The sequence below is a fragment of the Shewanella sp. 2_MG-2023 genome (genome assembly GCF_030548905.1).
In the GTDB taxonomy this organism is placed as follows: Bacteria; Pseudomonadota; Gammaproteobacteria; order Enterobacterales; family Shewanellaceae; genus Shewanella; species Shewanella electrodiphila.
In genome coordinates this window covers 1-16,580 of sequence record NZ_JAUOSO010000025.1, presented here as the reverse complement: position 1 = coordinate 16,580, position 16,580 = coordinate 1, and the positions used below count along the sequence as shown (strand labels likewise).

General features: G+C 41.1%; 15 protein-coding genes and 1 pseudogene. 13 read left to right on the top strand and 3 right to left on the bottom strand.

Annotated elements, in window-relative coordinates; genetic code table 11:
• The first annotated feature begins 27 nt into the window (after positions 1 to 27).
• Both Q4600_RS19475 and Q4600_RS19470 read left to right on the top strand, forming a co-directional pair.
• Positions 28 to 273, top strand: coding sequence for a DUF2164 domain-containing protein (locus tag Q4600_RS19475; protein WP_102527169.1), 246 nt, complete (start codon positions 28 to 30; stop codon positions 271 to 273).
• 118 nt (positions 274 to 391) lie between these two features.
• Positions 392 to 1,297: a dienelactone hydrolase family protein gene (locus Q4600_RS19470; protein ID WP_303517986.1), complete on the top strand. Its 906-nt coding sequence runs from the start codon at positions 392 to 394 to the stop codon at positions 1,295 to 1,297.
• Between the two features lie 168 nt (positions 1,298 to 1,465).
• On the opposite strand, the gene Q4600_RS19465 is transcribed toward Q4600_RS19470, so the two are convergent.
• A complete protein-coding gene (locus tag Q4600_RS19465; protein WP_102527167.1) occupies positions 1,466 to 1,648 on the bottom strand; it encodes a hypothetical protein in 183 nt (60 codons plus the stop codon).
• 414 nt (positions 1,649 to 2,062) lie between these two features.
• Here Q4600_RS19465 and Q4600_RS19460 point away from each other — a divergent pair, with 414 nt between their 5' ends.
• The 6 genes and pseudogenes from Q4600_RS19460 (at position 2,063) to Q4600_RS19435 (ending at position 7,726) form a co-directional block, all read left to right on the top strand.
• Positions 2,063 to 4,078 (top strand): DNA topoisomerase III, encoded by a 2,016-nt coding sequence (locus Q4600_RS19460; protein WP_303517989.1) that lies wholly within the window; start codon positions 2,063 to 2,065, stop codon positions 4,076 to 4,078.
• An 83-nt stretch (positions 4,079 to 4,161) separates the two neighbouring features.
• Positions 4,162 to 4,947, top strand: a complete 786-nt coding sequence (locus tag Q4600_RS19455; protein WP_303517992.1) for a heparin lyase I family protein — start codon at positions 4,162 to 4,164, stop codon at positions 4,945 to 4,947.
• 352 nt (positions 4,948 to 5,299) lie between these two features.
• Entirely contained in the window at positions 5,300 to 5,752 is a 453-nt protein-coding gene (locus Q4600_RS19450; RefSeq protein ID WP_303517995.1) for a hypothetical protein, read from the top strand.
• 58 nt (positions 5,753 to 5,810) lie between these two features.
• Positions 5,811 to 6,022, top strand: a pseudogene (locus tag Q4600_RS19445) (hypothetical protein).
• Complete coding sequence (locus tag Q4600_RS19440; protein ID WP_303517998.1) at positions 6,022 to 7,008, top strand: HlyD family secretion protein; 987 nt, start codon at positions 6,022 to 6,024, stop codon at positions 7,006 to 7,008. Before Q4600_RS19445 ends, Q4600_RS19440 begins: the two are co-directional and overlap by 1 nt.
• A 217-nt stretch (positions 7,009 to 7,225) precedes the next feature.
• A complete protein-coding gene (locus Q4600_RS19435; RefSeq protein ID WP_102527162.1) occupies positions 7,226 to 7,726 on the top strand; it encodes a hypothetical protein in 501 nt (166 codons plus the stop codon).
• 227 nt (positions 7,727 to 7,953) lie between these two features.
• Here the strand turns inward: Q4600_RS19435 and Q4600_RS19430 are convergent, their stop codons facing one another.
• Positions 7,954 to 9,252 carry an alpha/beta fold hydrolase gene (locus tag Q4600_RS19430; RefSeq protein WP_303518001.1) on the bottom strand — a complete coding sequence of 433 codons (1,299 nt, stop codon included), beginning with the start codon at positions 9,250 to 9,252 and terminating at the stop codon, positions 7,954 to 7,956.
• A gap of 343 nt (positions 9,253 to 9,595) precedes the next feature.
• Between Q4600_RS19430 and Q4600_RS19425 the strand changes: the two genes are divergently transcribed.
• From Q4600_RS19425 to Q4600_RS19405, 5 genes are all read left to right on the top strand, one after another.
• A complete protein-coding gene (locus Q4600_RS19425) occupies positions 9,596 to 10,240 on the top strand; it encodes an MBL fold metallo-hydrolase (protein ID WP_102527160.1) in 645 nt (214 codons plus the stop codon).
• A 359-nt stretch (positions 10,241 to 10,599) separates the two neighbouring features.
• Complete coding sequence (locus Q4600_RS19420; RefSeq protein WP_303518004.1) at positions 10,600 to 11,658, top strand: XdhC family protein; 1,059 nt, start codon at positions 10,600 to 10,602, stop codon at positions 11,656 to 11,658.
• Positions 11,658 to 12,314 carry a nucleotidyltransferase family protein gene (locus Q4600_RS19415; RefSeq protein WP_303518007.1) on the top strand — a complete coding sequence of 219 codons (657 nt, stop codon included), beginning with the start codon at positions 11,658 to 11,660 and terminating at the stop codon, positions 12,312 to 12,314. Before Q4600_RS19420 ends, Q4600_RS19415 begins: the two co-directional genes overlap by 1 nt.
• Before the next feature lie 3 nt (positions 12,315 to 12,317).
• Positions 12,318 to 12,785 (top strand): (2Fe-2S)-binding protein, encoded by a 468-nt coding sequence (locus Q4600_RS19410; protein ID WP_102527157.1) that lies wholly within the window; start codon positions 12,318 to 12,320, stop codon positions 12,783 to 12,785.
• A gap of 2 nt (positions 12,786 to 12,787) precedes the next feature.
• Positions 12,788 to 15,031 carry a molybdopterin cofactor-binding domain-containing protein gene (locus Q4600_RS19405; RefSeq protein WP_303518013.1) on the top strand — a complete coding sequence of 748 codons (2,244 nt, stop codon included), beginning with the start codon at positions 12,788 to 12,790 and terminating at the stop codon, positions 15,029 to 15,031.
• Between the two features lie 173 nt (positions 15,032 to 15,204).
• Here the strand turns inward: Q4600_RS19405 and Q4600_RS19400 are convergent, their stop codons facing one another.
• The gene (locus tag Q4600_RS19400; protein WP_303518015.1) at positions 15,205 to 16,161 is read right to left on the bottom strand and encodes an integron integrase; all 957 of its coding nucleotides are present in this window, start codon (positions 16,159 to 16,161) and stop codon (positions 15,205 to 15,207) included.
• Positions 16,162 to 16,580: the final 419 nt, after the last annotated feature.

Sequence of the window (16,580 nt, the reverse complement as noted above, 5' to 3'; positions counted from 1 at the left end):
AACGATTGATATATGGAGTGATTATTAATGTCTAAAATTGAGTTTACTGCAGAACAGCGCGAACTGATGGTGCAAAAAATTCAAACCTATTTTGAAGATGAACTAGACCAAGATTTAGGTCAGTTCGATGCCGAATTTTTATTGGATTTCTTTGCCAGTAATATTGGTGCGCACTTTTATAACCGTGGCTTACATGATGCACGAGCCATATTCGAAGCTCGTATCGAGACCATTGATGAAGATATATACGGTATTGAGAAAGATATAAAATAGCTTCTCAAGTAAATCAATCATTTACTATTTGTACGACAAACTATTTACATTGTGCTTTTCCTCCCCTAGGTTAGTCAAAGAAACTCAATCTTAAATGATTCAAAATGGAGGAAAGACAATGTCTCAGCCACTTCGAGATGATATCCCACAAGAAGCATTTGATTGGTACGATGAATATGCCCACGGTGGCATGGATCGTCGAACCTTCATGAAGAAACTAGGTACCTTAGTCGCAGTCGGTTATTCCATGACTGTACTCACCTCAGCTTTGCTGCCAAATTACGCACTGGCTGAGCAGGTGTCGTTTAATGATGCTGACATTAAGGCCACTTATGAAAAGTTTACATCTCCATTAGGCCATGGCGAAGGCCAAGGGTATTTAGTTGTTCCCGCTAATGTTGATTCAAACAAAACTGCAGTTTCTTTACCTGTGGTGTTAGTCATACACGAAAACCGAGGCTTAAACCCTTACGTTAAAGATGTTGCACGCCGTTTAGCTAAAGCAGGTTTTATCGCCTTCGCACCCGATGCACTTTATCCTCTGGGTGGATACCCAGGTAATGATGATGAAGGCCGAGCGATGCAAAAATCTATGGATCGCGATAAAATCCAACAAGATTTTGTCGCTGCAGCAAAGTTTTTAAAATCTCATGAAAACAGTAATGGAAAACTCGGCGCTGTAGGTTTTTGTTTTGGTGGCTATATCGTCAATTATCTTGCTGCAGTCGAATCTGATTTGCTTACCGCAGGCGTGCCTTTTTATGGAACACCCGCTAAGAAAGAACTCCGAGAAAATATTAAAGCCTCATTGATGGTACAACTTGGTGAAGAAGATGAACGGGTTAATAAATCTTGGCCAGATTATGAAGCTGACTTAAAGCGGTTAAATGTGCCATACCAAATGCACATGTATAAGAATGCCAAGCATGGATTTCATAATGACTCTACATCACGCTTTGATGAAGCGAATGCAAAGCTTGCTTGGGACAGAACCATTGCATTTTTTAATCAAGAATTGGCTTAAGTCGCACTTGATGGCTCACTGAGATGTGGTGATGACAAGACATAAAAAAGCAGTGCAAGCACTGCTTTTTTTTATGCCATTGACTTAAGTGTTAACGCAACGGTGTAAGTCTTTTAATCCTGATAGATGTAATGCGTGTTAATACACCCTTTAAGCTATCACCGACATTTAAAATACGCAGGTGAGCATATCCACAAGTTCAGTTTCAGTTGTTGGCATTTTAGCCAGCTCAATCATTTCAGGCGAACCGCCATTTAGCATATAAGCACTGGTTGTTAAGTGGTCATGGTGAAACCATTTACCGTTAACACAAACGTCGGTATAGCACTTCTCACATTGCTTCAATTCCATAACGGGCTCCTGACCTCATTTTCTGCGTTAACTAAAACTATCTCAAGAATTTGTTCGCAATCATGATCTGGATCAACTTTATTCCAGCTTTAATCAAGCAGGGGGAAGATGATTTGATTGTTTAAAGAGGCTAAATAAGTCAATTGTATGGCTATTGGAGCTAATTTATATTGTTTATAAATCGATTATGAAAATTTACTACAATAATTGGCACGCGTTAGCGCGAGAGTTAGTTAGATTTGCTTTATAAATGTTATCTGGTGTTCGACACGAGTTATTTATATTCATTTATTGTTTTTGATAAATTATTTCTTGAATGACTATTAAAATGTACTGTAATTATATACAGTAAACTAATTCTGATGAAAAAGCCTGCTTAAAAGTGCTTTAACGATTTTTGATGGTTTGAACTAAATGATCCTTTATATTGCCGAAAAGCCTAGCTTAGGTCGTGCCATAGCCGATGTATTACCTAAGCCTCACAAAAAAGGTGATGGTTACATCATGACAGCCAATGGTGATTGCGTGTCTTGGTGCGTGGGACATTTATTAGAACAAGCAGAACCCGACGCTTATGATCCCGCTTATAAGTCGTGGCAATTAGCTCACTTGCCAATTGTGCCACAACAATGGAAGTTAAAACCTAAATCAAAAACACGCTCTCAGCTAAGCACATTAAAAAAACTGATAAAACAGGCATCAAGTCTGGTTAACGCAGGCGATCCTGATAGAGAAGGGCAATTACTGGTTGATGAAGTGATATCCCATTCTGGTATTAAAGCCGATAAGATTAGCCAAACTCAGCGGCTACTCATCAGCGACTTAAACCCCTCTGCAGTGAAAAGAGCATTAAACCAAATGCGCAGTAATAAAGAGTTTGTGCCGCTTTCAACTTCAGCGCTGGCGCGTAGTCGCGCTGATTGGTTATACGGCATGAATATGACTCGTGCATATACCATTCAAGGTAGAAAGGTCGGTTATCAAGGGGTTTTGTCGGTCGGTCGGGTGCAGACGCCAGTGCTTGGTTTAGTTGTTAGACGTGACGAAGAAATTGCTCATTTTGTGCCAAAACCGTTTTACGATGTGTTAGCTCATCTTATCACTCAAGAAAATCAAACCTTTCCGGCTAAATGGAAACCCAGTGAAGCCTGTCAGCCCTACATGGATGAAGAAGGGCGAGTGCTGGCTAAAGGGCTTGCGGAAAATGTGGTTGGCCGTATCACTAATCAACCTGCAGAAGTCACAAAACTGGAAGCTAAGAGTAAACGTCAAAACCCACCATTACCTTACAGTTTATCTGCGTTGCAAATTGACGCTGCAAAGCGTTTTGGGATGAGCGCCAAGGACGTGTTAGATACGTGTCAAAGCTTGTATGAACGCCATAAACTGATTACTTACCCACGTTCTGATAGCCGTTATTTGCCGGTTGAGCAACATGGTTTAGCGCCGCAAGTTATTAATGCAATATCCAAAAATGATCCGTCACTAACTGCAAAAGCGGATTCACCAAATAGCAAACTTAAATCCAAAGCGTGGGATGACAAAAAAGTCGATGCTCATCACGCGATTGTACCAACAGAAAAAGTCACTAATTTGGCCAATTTATCCAGTAAAGAAGCCAAGTTATATTCACATATTGCAAGGCAATATTTAGCCCAGTTCTATAAGGCTTACTTATACGATGAAACTCAGGTAGAAGTGACTATTGCAGGCGGTTTGTTTACCACCAAGGCCAAGCAAGAAACCTCGTTAGGTTGGAAACAGCTGTTTGCTGCAAGCGATACGACTAAAAAGGATGATGATGAACTGGCGACCTTACCAGCACTCACTCAAGGTCAGTCGTTACATTGCACTCAGGGTGAGCTTCTTGAAAAGGTGACTCAACCGCCTAAGCATTTCACTGATGCGACGTTATTGGGTGCGATGACGGGTATCAACCGCTTTGTGACCAACAAAGACGTTAAAAAAATCCTTAAAGATACTGATGGCTTAGGCACTGAGGCCACCCGTGCGGGGATTATTGAATTACTGTTTAAACGCGGTTATTTGCAGCGCCAAGGTAAATCGATTGTAGCAACTCCTGTGGGTATTGGTCTGGTGAACTCATTACCAGAGTCAGCCACAACACCGGATATGACCGCATTATGGGAAAGTAGCCTGGATGCCATTAGTCAAAAGCAATTACGCTATGATGCATTTATGTCTCCTTTGCTAAACCAGTTGAATGACTTGATTACTCAAGCAGCGAATCAATTACCTAGTGCTCTGTCAGGTGTCACAGGCCCTGGTTATAAAAAGCGTCGCAGCAGTAGTTCAAGAGGCAGTAGTACAAAAAGCAGTGGTTATAAAAGAAAAGCGTCTTCTTCCTCTTCTGGCAATAAAACGATAAAAAATACCACTAAGCGAGTATCGAAAAAAACCGCTAATTAGCTTAAATTAACTTATTCAATCGGAAGTATGTGCTTAGTTAAATTATTACTCCTGAGCTTAAATGAAATTTATGGATGAGTTACATGCAGCAAGGCGTTCACTTTTTTATTAAATCAACTTTAGTCATCTTAAGTGTATTGATGAGTAACATTTGTTGGTCGGCTGGAGTTTGGCAAGAAACATTTGCTGAATTGAATCTAGATAATTGGTCATACGTGCTTCACCCACAAGGCATCAATATTCTTCCTAAGCCTGCAGGGTTAAATCTGATTAATTCAGAATCAATTTCAGATATTACGAGTGAACCTAGTTCAAATTACGGTGCATTATTAACAATTAAAGGTGAACAATCTTATCTATGGCGTGGGATTGAAGCACTTAACCGAGTAGAACTACAACATAAACCCACCCATACTCGCCCAGGTCAAACAACCACTGTTAGCTGGCAATTTCTACTACCTCAACTATTTAGTGAAGATACCCATCAGATTGCTTACTGGGAGTCAGATAAAACCTACCGGCAAAGCTATCGTTTACAGCTTAATGGTTCACGCATGAGTTTGGTTTCTAATATCGCAAAATCAGTTTTTATAGATGGCGAAGCTGCGCAACCTAATACTAAGCAAGCCTTGTGGTATCTTGACGATATTAAAGCTAATACTTGGTATACGGTGACATTAGAAACATACTGGTCGATGACTGAAGGTCGCATAATGATGGCGATAAATAATCTGCCTCAAGTACATTTAACCCTGCAAACGCTTGTGGCACACGATGAGAATATGTTTATCCAGTTAGGCATTCTACGAGAACGTGCAGACCGAGTTGAATCTATTTGGCTAGATAACGTGAAAGTTGACCATTTTTAATCTTCTGATTAATTACCGAACATTCATACTTGTATATTCTATATGACGACACGTTAGCTAAATTCCTGTTAGTCATTACTCACTGCTCATTACTCACTGCTCATTACTCACTGCTCATTACTCATTACTCATTACTCATTACTCATTACTCATTACTCACTACTCACTACTCATAACTCATAACTCACTACAAACACCTCACTCCTCATTTCTAGTTCGAGTCACTGTGGCTGATTTTGTTCATTTCGATACTAAATAATGCGTGGCGTAAAATGGTAACTTTGCCGTAGATTCTCTCCTTATAATTTCTGCCATACCAAGATGATTCAACAACATCAAAATAAGGCAGGCTATGACAGAACAAATATCTTCGTCTATTGATACCTCTGCAGCTAATGCTAAAGCAGGTTTTTTTAATCGCCATAAAACAAAATTTTATATTTTATTGACGCTGCTGGCGGTCATTTGCGGCTCGGTATTACTAGCAAATGGTTTTACCGTTCACCACAAAGATATTCCAGCGGATTATTGGACTACCACTTCAGCGTTAAAGGGTAAGTTGCTGGACACTGAAATCTTTATTGGTGCATTAACCATGATGTTGGTCGTGACTATTTGCTTAGCAATTTGGGGCTACTGGAAACTTCATTCTCTACCCAAAAAGCATGCTGAACATACGGGGCAAGCAAAATTGATTTTCTGGTTATGTACTATCGGTTTTTTTTACAATGAATTGTGGATAGCTGCCATCTTAATTGTTGTCACCGATTGGAAAAAAATTTCGGCAGTGATTAGGGCCTGTTGATCTTTGCAGATTAAGTTTTGTTCGAAATATAAGCGTTTTAATTGAGGCGAATGGATTGATGCCTAGTCATCTAAGCAAAATTCATTCAACAAAGAGTAAAACGCTTTTAGTCGAACCCTTTGGGCAGCGTTTGTTGGCTATTTTTACTGCATTATCGACTTTTTATGTAGAGCACTACACCACAAAGTCTCTGCTTTGTATAAATGGCCAACAATTCGTTGCAAAAATAACCTTGAAAAATCAACAGGCCCTATAGGGAGACAAGCATAATGAAAGAACTATTGTACCCATATGTACTTATTTGCTGGATTTTAATTAAAACTGGCTTAGCAAAACGCACGACGGCTAATTATATTTCTATGATTGTTGTAGGTGTGCTGATTAACCTTGCAGTGTTCTTTGCTCATCGATTCTATTCTCCTGTGGACTTAACTGATTCATCGGTTGTGAGAGCACAAACAGCGGTTTTAAGCCCGATTACAGAGTCAATCGATAAGTATTATGTTAAGCATAATCAGAAAGTTAAAGAAGGCCAGTTACTCTACACTTTGGTGAATAATGAAGAAACCAATAGCCTTCGCCAGATTGAAGCTGAGATTAATAGCTTAGACGCTGATATAGCGCAAACTGAGCAGGATTTAACAAGGTTAACTCAAGTTAAAAATGTCGTGGCTAAACGAGACATTGATAAGTATCAAACAAGGTTAAATGCGATGAAATTTGATCGTGAATCATTAGTTGCCCAGCAACAACAAGCTGAGTTTGAAAATAGCCAACTAGAAATTCGCGCTCCTTTTGATGGCGCAGTAACACGTATTGATACAGCAGCAGGGTCAAGAATTGGTAATATTCAACTGTGGAATACTGAAACTAAAATCCTTGAGATGCGTATACCCGATCAGCTATGGAACCGAGTAAAGCAAGGTCAATTTGCCGAGTTTTATGTAGATGCATATCCTGGGCACATTTTTAGAGGGCGAGTTCACTCAATATCTTTAGCTACGGGGGAGGCAAGAGGCAGTCACGGCAGTCAAGAACAAGGCGTTGCTCAGCAGTTAGTCAATAACTCAAAAAATATTGGCCGAACAGTGCTGATTGAGTTTAGCGACCCAGAAGGCATTGAAATTCCGATTGGCGCACGAGGCTCAGCCTGGATTTCTACTGAGAAACCTTTTTCACTGCTAGGCCCGATTGATATGTTAGGGGCCGCAACACTCAGGCTTAAAGCATTGAAAAGCTTCTTTGGCGCTTTTTAGGTATTAGCTTAATAATGGGTAAAATAATATAGCGGCTTAAGCACTGGATTGAATGACTGAAACGAACAGCTGAAACGAATAGCTGTAACCAACAGCTATTCGAATGAGTTAGTCAGGTGCTTCATGCAGTAATATGTTTGTGTATTGTTGTAATGTGGTTAATATAAATGAGTGATTAATCTTTTTTTATAAAGTATCAATATATTAGAGGTTTATAATGTCAGCAGAAACTACCAGTATTGCCACACCTTTGCATGGTTTTAATAGTCCCCAACGTTATTTTGTTGGTTATACTCTCGCTGTTTTAGTCGATTTGACGGTGTTAAATCTACTTGCTGAGTACTGGCAACATATTAGTGTCTCGTCTTTCTCAATTTCATTATTAGTCGCCATTCTGTTGCAGTTGCTGTTAAAGCTAACCATAGCCTTTGAACATAAGTTAGCTGACTACTTCAAAAGTAAACCTGGCACTGCACCTAAGGTTTATCGCGCGCTAAGTACTTGGGCGATTTTGTTCTTTTCGAAAATCATCATGCTTGAAGCCATTAACTTAGCCTTCGGCGACAGTATTACCTTTACTGGCCCATTTGACGGCATCGTTGCTTTCTTTGTTTTAGTGTTTGGTATTTTGATTGCAGAATTTATGGTATCGAAGATTTATTTCTCGCTTCGTGACAAACCTAACGATGAAACTGAAGGTGCGGCCGCAGCCAGCTAGCGATGAGGGAATTTAGCTTTGTTGGTGAATGGTTGAAATAAAGCATATTGACCACTGAATTTGAGGCAAAAAAAATGAGTAATTCAATTAAGGATTACTCATAAAAAATTCACTAGTTCACAACATAAAGGGCGGAACAGGCTAGATTATGCCCGTTCTTACTTAACTGAAAATTAAATTAGCCTTTCATATTGTGATCACAAGCAGGTTTTAGCTTAAATATTATATTATCTAAGACTCTTTTGGCGATTCAATGAGATTAGCTTATCTAACACCCGCTCGCCATCGATACGAATTCCATTGTGCTCATATTCTGATGTGAGCCAATATTTCAAGTTATCAACTAATTGCACCGTTTCTAGGCTGTAGTTCATATCGACATACATGTCTTCGCTATAGATGGCAGCACTGACAGGAACAGTGTTTTGCATCAGCACATCAACATCATATAAATTGCTCCAATCAGCTTTTTCGGCAATGGCATTTGCTAATGCTTTAAGAGGTTTTAATTGATTAAATTGCTCAAACATCCACGGGTAAATCATCTCGCCAGTAAATAATAAACGTTGTCCTCGCTGATAATTAAATTGTTGGAACTGTTCTCTAACACGATGGGCAGACCAATTTGCACCTTGCTGATGGAACTGTTGGCAGTAAATCGACTCATGCATTAAAGCGAAAATAGGGTTGGTGTTATAGTCTAAAAATTGACTAAATTGATGTAAGAAAAGCGGATTAATCTGTTTACCTGAGCCTGTTTCAATCAAGGCTTGTTCTAATAAATAGTAAACGGCTTCAGGCCCTTGCTCCATACCGATATTCACACCCAGTAATTGCAACATCTCAACGGTGAGCTGTTCGCCTGTGGCTAATGTGACCTGATTATTATCGATAAACTCAGCTAATTCAGCGGTTAATTGCTCAGCATCTTTAAAGCGGTGATAAAAGTCATTATTCTTTTTTATCACTCGCTGGTAAGTGGCTTTATAAACATCATCAGCTCGACGGGTTAACGACGGAATACCACCAGTAATGAAGGCTTCTTTAATTGAATCAGGTGCAGCAGATAGATAATGCAGTACGCAGAAACCACCAAAGCTTTGGCCTAAAATACTCCACTGGGTATTGTTGGTTAATTTAAGGCGAATGAATTCAGCATCTCGAATGATATTATCAGCGCGAAATTGACTGACATAATCCACTTGTTCATCGACAGATAAATGCTCAAGGGTTGCGTGGTTGATAAGGCTTGAAAGCCCTGTGCCGCGTTGGTCTAGCAAGATCACTCGATATTCTTGTAGCGCACGTTTAATCCAACCTGAGTTTTCAATCGGTCTAACAGCCCCAAATCCTGGGCCACCTTGAAAATAAACCAGAAAGGGGAGATCTTTTTGCTGGTTTTCTGTGCTGACAATTTCACGGGCAAAGACGGTGATTTTTTCCCCTTCTGGCTGCTTATAGTTGAGCGGAACCGAGAAAAAATGTTTCTTGGAAACAATACCTGAAAGAATGCTGTCCATTTGCATGCTGTACCTGTGATGTGAATAGAGTCTTAGAAAGGGGCTATTGTAGAAAGCTTAACTATCGATCACAATGAAAACTTATCGCAACCAGTGTAAGTTTTGTTAGCGAAAGCTAATTTATGTTCCTTTAAATTTACACTAGCTAGAAGTCTATTCACCGTGAGTCAATTAAAGCTGATATTCCCTTTAGCAACGCAGCACTAGCAGTTTAAGCTACGACTTTGCATCATACGTAAGGGCTAATCTGAGTTTTTTATAAATATTTAAAAGATAGATCAAACTTTTTTGTGCTATTTGAAGCATAATAAGCTCAAAGCAAACGCCTGCTACTGTAAGGAAATAAGCAATGAAATATCAAATCATTCCAGTCACCCCGTTCCAGCAAAATTGTAGTGTGATTTGGTGTGACAAAACCAAACTTGCAGCAGTGGTTGATCCTGGCGGAGATATTGACAGAATCGTATCTGAAGTCAGTAAGTTAGGCTTAAAATTAGAAAAAATTTTATTAACCCATGGCCATATTGACCATGTTGGCGGTGCTAAAACTCTCGCTAATCAACTTAATATTCCCATTATCGGCCCTCATGTGGCTGACAAGTTTTGGTTAGAAGGTTTGGCTAAACAGAGCCAAAACTTCGGATTTCCGCACATTGACTCGTTTGAACCGACGCAATATCTCAATGAAGGTGATAATGTCACTGTCGGTGAGCAAACGTTATCAGTGCTGCATTGCCCAGGACACACACCAGGACACATTGTATTTCATTCGTCTGAGTCACAAATTGCTTGGGTAGGGGATGTTTTGTTTAGAAGCTCAATAGGTCGCACTGATTTCCCGCAGTCTGATCATAAGCAACTGATTAATTCAATTACTCAAAAATTGTGGCCATTAGGAGAGAAAGTTAACTTTATTCCCGGACATGGCCCAATGTCGACCTTTGAAGAAGAACGTCAACATAATCCATTTGTTGCTGATCAGTTGTTGGCCTAATCGCTTACATTAAACTGGCTTTTATTAAAGTCGCTTATATTAAAGCCGCTTACATTAAAGTCGCTTAAGACAGTTTGTTCAACCGAGTCAGTTTCGCATAAACAGTTACATTTTTTATCCTTTCCTTCGTATATTAGCAAACCAGCGAGTAGCTTGACTCGCTGGCAAGTTATATTGATATATCACCTCGAGTTACAGCATTAAATTCCCAGTAATCTTTGCATTATTGACATCCTTTGTTAGCTTATGTTGAGCCTCGCTGAAATGTGAGGGCTACGACTGGGTAACGATTTGATGCTCCCTCTGGACAAATTGCTGCTACAGAAGTGAATTATGGACTGATTTAGCAGGCAGGGACTATGGCGCATCACTTACTTTCATTACTCGACTCATGGGCTGAAAAACCGCAATTGGAATGGGCGTTAGCTGTCATCACGTCAGTTGAAGGTTCATCTTATCGCAAAGCGGGCGCTATCATGTTGTTTGACCCACTCGGTAAAACGTTGGGAATGCTCAGTGGTGGCTGTTTAGAGGCAGATTTACGTCGCCATGCTCAAGATGCGATCCAAACTCAACGCATTGCACATATTACCTACGATGCCACCGACGAAAACGATACGAGTTACCAACTCGGTTGTGGTGGGCTTGTTAATATCATGATGGTGCCATTACTGGCAGATAACCAATACCTTGGTTTGCCAGAACTTCATCAGCAACTTACCCGCGGTAATCAGGGGCATTATCAATTATCTCTCAATGACAACAAGAGTCATGCAGGAGAAATGTCAGGTAAATTCATTGCATCCAATGCTGCGAAACATGACAGCTTCGAACCCTCCTCAAAAACGCAGCAGCTCACTAAACAGATCACAAAGCGGATATCATTAGATGGGCAAGATTATTTATCTGTCCCTGTGAGAGCGCCTTATCATCTGGGGATATTTGGTGGTGGGTTAGATGCTCAGCCGTTAGCCGCAATAGCTGCCGAGCTTGATTGGAAAATTACCGTATTCGATAGTCGCTCCGCCTATGCGCGCAGCTATGACTTTCCTGCTGCAAAAATCAATAAAACACCGCTTACTCAATTGAAAACAGAAGAGCTTACTCAACTCGATGCTGCAGTGGTGATGAACCATAACTTAGACCTCGACTGCGACGCCCTTAAAGCGCTGCAGCCTACCAATATTGATTACATTGCATTGTTAGGTCCAGGGCATAGGCGGGATAAAGTGTTTGGCTTAGCTGAGTTAACAGAACAAGATTTCAGTGGTTTCTTTTCAGCGCCTGCAGGGCTTGCACTGGGCGGTGAACTGCCTAGTTCTGTGGCATTAAGTATTTTATCTCAGTGCCATGGCGTGTTACATCACCGCATTAGCAAGCAAGCAGAATTGAGCCGTTTAGATAAGGTGATGTCCTAGTGACGTTTTTATCTAAGTCCCCTAAAGTGGTCAGCGTGATGTTGGCTGCAGGTCAAAGCACACGATTTGATGGTGCAAAGCTTGCTGCCACAGTATCAGGCCCAGAAGTGAATGACCCAGATCCACACGCTTTACCCCACAGTTTACTGACTCACAGTCTATTGGAATTAACCCAGGCGGCTGAGCAAATAGATATTGGTAAACCTTGCGTTATCTTAGGCGGTCATATCGATGTGTTATCGCCATTAGTGCCAATGAATACACCGATACTCATCAATAAAGACTGGCAATCGGGCATCGCCAGTTCGGTCGCCATGGCGGCAAAATATGCCCAGGCCGAAAAAGCCGACGCTTTGCTATTAAGCCTTGCAGATCAAGTGGCTGTTTCCCATTTACATTATTTAAGTCTATACCGTGTGTTTTGCCTTTTTGGTCAAACCACAGCGGCTTATTATCAACAAAACCCGGGTGTACCTGCGATATTTGTAGCTGAAGACTTTGATGCCCTTCAGCAGCTCGAAGGTGATGCTGGGGCTAAAAAACTATTAAAACAACATTTAACTAATCAAACCTTGGCCGTACTTCCGTTAGAGCAAGCCGCCATTGATATTGATACCCAAGCCGATCTTAGCTGGTGGTTGGCCAACAAGGAGTAAGTGATGACGCAACAAACGCAAACACTTGAAGTGAACGGTAAAAGCTTCACCTTAGATGCAGATCCAAATATGCCAATTTTATGGGCGCTGCGAGATATTTTAGGCTTAACAGGCACCAAATATGGTTGCGGTGCAGGCCTTTGCGGCGCGTGTACCGTCCACATTGATGGTGCGCCAGTTCGCGGCTGCTTAACCAGCATAAAACAAGCGGCGGGTAAGTCAGTAACGACCATTGAAGGGCTTGAAGCCGATAAGCTAAAAGCCGCATGGGAGAAACATAACGTACCGCAATGTGGCTACTGCCAAGCAGGGCAACTTATGTCTGCAGCTGCGTTACTTAACACCACAGCCAAACCGTCTGAAGCGCAAATTGATGATGCCATGTCGGGTAATATTTGCCGCTGTGGCACTTACCCTCGCATAAAAGCTGCAATTAATACCGCTGCTGAAAACAGTAAAGTGGAGGCATAACCATGACCACATTTACCGCAGTTGAAAACATTAGCCGTCGTAACGTGCTAAAACTGTTTGGCGCAGTGGGCGGAGGCTTAGCCTTAGGCGCATCTGGCTTAGCGTGGAGTCCCATGGCAATTGCTCAAGGCAAGCAAGCGCAGCTGAACATCTTTATCGCCATTGGTGAAGACAATAAGGTGTATTTAACCTGTCACCGCTCTGAAATGGGGCAAGGTATTAGAACAGGTGTGCCACAAGTCTTAGCCGATGAGCTAGAAGCTGAGTGGGATCAAATCGTTGTGGTTCAAGGTTTGGCTGACGAGCAATATGGCAGTCAAAACACCGATGGTAGCCGCAGTATCCGTAAGCATTATCAAAAAATGCGTCAAATGGGCGCAACAGCAAGAAGCATGCTTGAGCAAGCAGCCGCTAACCAGTGGCAAGTGTCACCGGCAGATGTGTATGCCAAAGCAGGTAAGATTCATCATAAAACTAATGGTAAAAGTCTGTCATTTGGCGAGCTTGCCATTGCAGCCTCAGCACTTACAACACCAGCACTTGATAGCGTGGCGTTAAAGCCAGCGTCGAAATTTACTCATATCGGAAAATCGCCCACCATCGTAGATATGGACGATATGCTTAACGGCAAAGCTGAATATGGTTTTGATGTAAAAGTAGCAGGTATGGTACACGCCTCAATTACTCGACCACCAGTATTGGGTAGCGATGTAGCGACTTTAGATGATAGCGCAGCTCGCAAAGTGGCAGGGGTATTGGATGTGATTCAAATTCCGATATCAAAAGGTGCGCCGTTATTTCAGCCCCTTGGTGGTGTTGCGGTTATTGCTACTAATAGCTGGAGTGCGCTGCAAGGCCGTAAAGCACTAAAAATCACCTGGACAGACTCTGCAAACAGTCAATATGACTCGGATACCGATTTAGCAGCGCTTGTTAAACGCGTTGGTGAGTCAGGTACGGTTATTCGTCAATTGGGCGAATCAGTCAGTGATTGGAGTGACAACAATAGTTTATCAGCAGTTTATACCGTGCCGTATTTGACCCATGCCATGATGGAGCCGCCAGCGGCAGCTGCATCAGTGACTAAAGACGGCTGCGAAATTTGGGCATCAACTCAAACACCGCAAAGCACCCAGAAAAATGTTGCTGGGGTTTTAGGCTTAAAAGATGAGCAAGTGAAAGTGAATGTCACCTTGCTAGGTGGTGGTTTTGGCCGCAAGTCAAAACCTGACTTTAGCGCCGAGGCAGCGTGGTTATCACAAAAAATCGCTAAACCAGTCAAACTGCTATGGAGCCGCGAAGATGAAATTCAAAACGGTTACTACCATGCTATTAGTGCGCAGCATTACCAAGCTAAGTTAGATGGCAATAAAGCGCCAACGGCGTTACTTGCCCGCACAGGTTTCCCATCGATTAGTTCAACCTTTGCCGAAGGCGTTGATATGCCATCAGCAGGGGAGTTAGACCTTGGCTTTTCTGATATGCCGTTTAATTTAAGCCAAATTCAGCTTGAATCAGTCAAAGCCACTGCCCATTCACGAATCGGTTGGATGCGCTCAGTGTGTAATATTCAGCATGGCTTTGGTGTCGGCAGTTTTGTCGATGAGCTTGCAGTAAATGCAGGTAAACCTTGTATTAGTATGTGGCGTGAGCTGCTGGGCAAACCGCGACATGAAAAGCTTGAAAACCAAGTGGTGAAATACGGTAACTATGGTGAAACCTTAGAGGATTTCCCTATTGATATCGGCCGCTATTTAAGTGTGATTGACGCAGTAGAAAAGGCCATGGCAAAACAGCCTAAAATCGAAGCCAATCAAGGTTGGGGCTTTGCAGTACATCGTAGCTTTGTCAGTTATGTTGCAGTAGCCACATTAGTTGAAATGGACGGCGATAAGTTGACTGTATTAAAAAGCATTGCGGCGATTGACGCAGGCACTGTGGTCAACCCTGATAGGGTACATTCGCAAACCGAAGGCGCCATCATATTCGGCTTAAGTTTGGCGATGATGGGCGAAATTAGTTATAAAGACGGTAAAGTCGAGCAATCTAATTTCCATAACTATCCACTGCTACGCATCGGCCAGTCACCTGAAATCGAAACCATTATTGTCGAGTCAGATGCAAAGCCTGCAGGCGTGGGTGAACCCGGCGTGCCACCCGTGGCACCGAGTTTAACCAATGCCATATTTGCTGCCTCAGGCAAACGTTATCGTGATTTACCACTGAGTAAAGTGCTGAAAATCTAGTTTCAACATTTAAAGTACTATCAATGCCCAAGCTAGGTTATAGCTTGGGCATTTTTTTATGAAATGAATAGGTGGGAATATATAGGTGGAAATGAGTAAATGAAATGAGTGTTGATGGTCGTAATTTATCTACTAGCCTACCTTCTCGTCTATCTACTAGCCAATCTACTAATCTACCTATCAACAGGGCTTACCGTATGGCTAAAACGACTTCCAATAACGTGAGTATATAACTCAGTAGTTTTTAGATCTGTATGGCCTAATAGTTCTTGAACGGTTCTAATATCAGTACCTTGAAGTAATAGTTGAGTGGCAAATGTGTGTCTAAAGGTATGTGCTTTGACTTGTTTTGCTACCTTAGTAGTCATTACCGCTTTTCTAAGCTGTTTTCTAAAGGATGTTTCATGAATATGATGACGACAAATATATCCATCGTAGGGATGAGTACACCGAGTAGAAGAGGGAAACAAATACTGCCATGAAATGTCTTTAGCTGCATTTCCATATTTTCTTATTAATGCTGGAGGTAAGGAAGTTAGCCCAAACCCTTGAGATAAATCTTGTGTATGTTTAGCTTTTACTTGGCTAATTTGTTCTGAAATATGAAATTTCAGTGTTTTAGGTAGTAATGTGTAACGGTCTTTCTTACCTTTACCTCTAAAAATGAATAGCGTGCTATCGTCTAAATTAATATCTTTGATTCTTAGTTGTAGCGCTTCATTTATTCTTAACCCACAACCATATAAAAGTGATGCGATTAGCCAGTATTTCCCAGTTAATTGAGAGATGATTAGCTTGGCTTCATCATGGGTAAGCACCGTTGGCATTGCCTTTTCGCGTTTAGTGAATGAATACTTTAAGTCTATAATTTCTCTTTGAATAATATATCGATATAAAAAAATGATGGCGCATAATGCTTGATTTTGAGTTGAGCCACTAACTTGTTTATTGACTGCTAAGTGATTTAAAAACCGCTCAATCTCTTGGTTTCCCATGATATCCGGATGTTTCTTGTCATTAAATATAATAAATGCCTTAATCCAAAATAAGTAAACCTTCTCAGTTTTTATACTGTAGCGTCGAGTCCGTAATTCTTTTCTAACAGATTCAATAAATGGCGATGAAGACATAAAAAACCTACTGGCACATAACTGTATGTATATACAGTTATATGTCAATGTAGCTTAAATGCAAACTTTGCTTCTCGTTATGTAAATAAGAAAATTCTCACTTTCTATTATCATCACGCCTTAAGCTTATGAAAATGAATAACTTTTTTAATATGGATATTTACATAACGACCCAAAATAATTCTCGGTTATCTCAATTCTCGGTTTTATCCACTATTTAGTCGATTGATTTAAATTTTGATGGCTGTTAAGTTATTAAAATTATTAATAAATTAAGCTGAAAAGTGATTGAGTATTGGTAAGTAGCCTAGGGGTGTTTATCGGAATTCTCGCTAATAAGCTGTTCTTGACCTGCGGTAGACGATTTTTTAGTAAAAAGAAGTGATATTTTAGTCTAGCCGAGGGAGTAGATAGAACCA

What these genes read in the sequence shown, in the direction of transcription:
- Q4600_RS19470 (WP_303517986.1), top strand. Translation starts at nt 392, where the DNA reads ATGTCTCAGCCACTTCGAGATGATATCCCACAAGAAGCATTTGATTGG.
- Q4600_RS19420 (WP_303518004.1), top strand. Translation starts at nt 10,600, where the DNA reads ATGGCGCATCACTTACTTTCATTACTCGACTCATGGGCTGAAAAACCG.
- Q4600_RS19410 (WP_102527157.1), top strand. Translation starts at nt 12,318, where the DNA reads ATGACGCAACAAACGCAAACACTTGAAGTGAACGGTAAAAGCTTCACC.
- Q4600_RS19405 (WP_303518013.1), top strand. Translation starts at nt 12,788, where the DNA reads ATGACCACATTTACCGCAGTTGAAAACATTAGCCGTCGTAACGTGCTA.
- Q4600_RS19440 (WP_303517998.1), top strand. Translation starts at nt 6,022, where the DNA reads ATGAAAGAACTATTGTACCCATATGTACTTATTTGCTGGATTTTAATT.
- Q4600_RS19435 (WP_102527162.1), top strand. Translation starts at nt 7,226, where the DNA reads ATGTCAGCAGAAACTACCAGTATTGCCACACCTTTGCATGGTTTTAAT.
- Q4600_RS19400 (WP_303518015.1), bottom strand. Translation starts at nt 16,161, where the DNA reads ATGTCTTCATCGCCATTTATTGAATCTGTTAGAAAAGAATTACGGACT.
- Q4600_RS19460 (WP_303517989.1), top strand. Translation starts at nt 2,063, where the DNA reads ATGATCCTTTATATTGCCGAAAAGCCTAGCTTAGGTCGTGCCATAGCC.
- Q4600_RS19450 (WP_303517995.1), top strand. Translation starts at nt 5,300, where the DNA reads ATGACAGAACAAATATCTTCGTCTATTGATACCTCTGCAGCTAATGCT.
- Q4600_RS19455 (WP_303517992.1), top strand. Translation starts at nt 4,162, where the DNA reads ATGCAGCAAGGCGTTCACTTTTTTATTAAATCAACTTTAGTCATCTTA.
- Q4600_RS19475 (WP_102527169.1), top strand. Translation starts at nt 28, where the DNA reads ATGTCTAAAATTGAGTTTACTGCAGAACAGCGCGAACTGATGGTGCAA.
- Q4600_RS19465 (WP_102527167.1), bottom strand. Translation starts at nt 1,648, where the DNA reads ATGGAATTGAAGCAATGTGAGAAGTGCTATACCGACGTTTGTGTTAAC.
- Q4600_RS19430 (WP_303518001.1), bottom strand. Translation starts at nt 9,252, where the DNA reads ATGCAAATGGACAGCATTCTTTCAGGTATTGTTTCCAAGAAACATTTT.
- Q4600_RS19425 (WP_102527160.1), top strand. Translation starts at nt 9,596, where the DNA reads ATGAAATATCAAATCATTCCAGTCACCCCGTTCCAGCAAAATTGTAGT.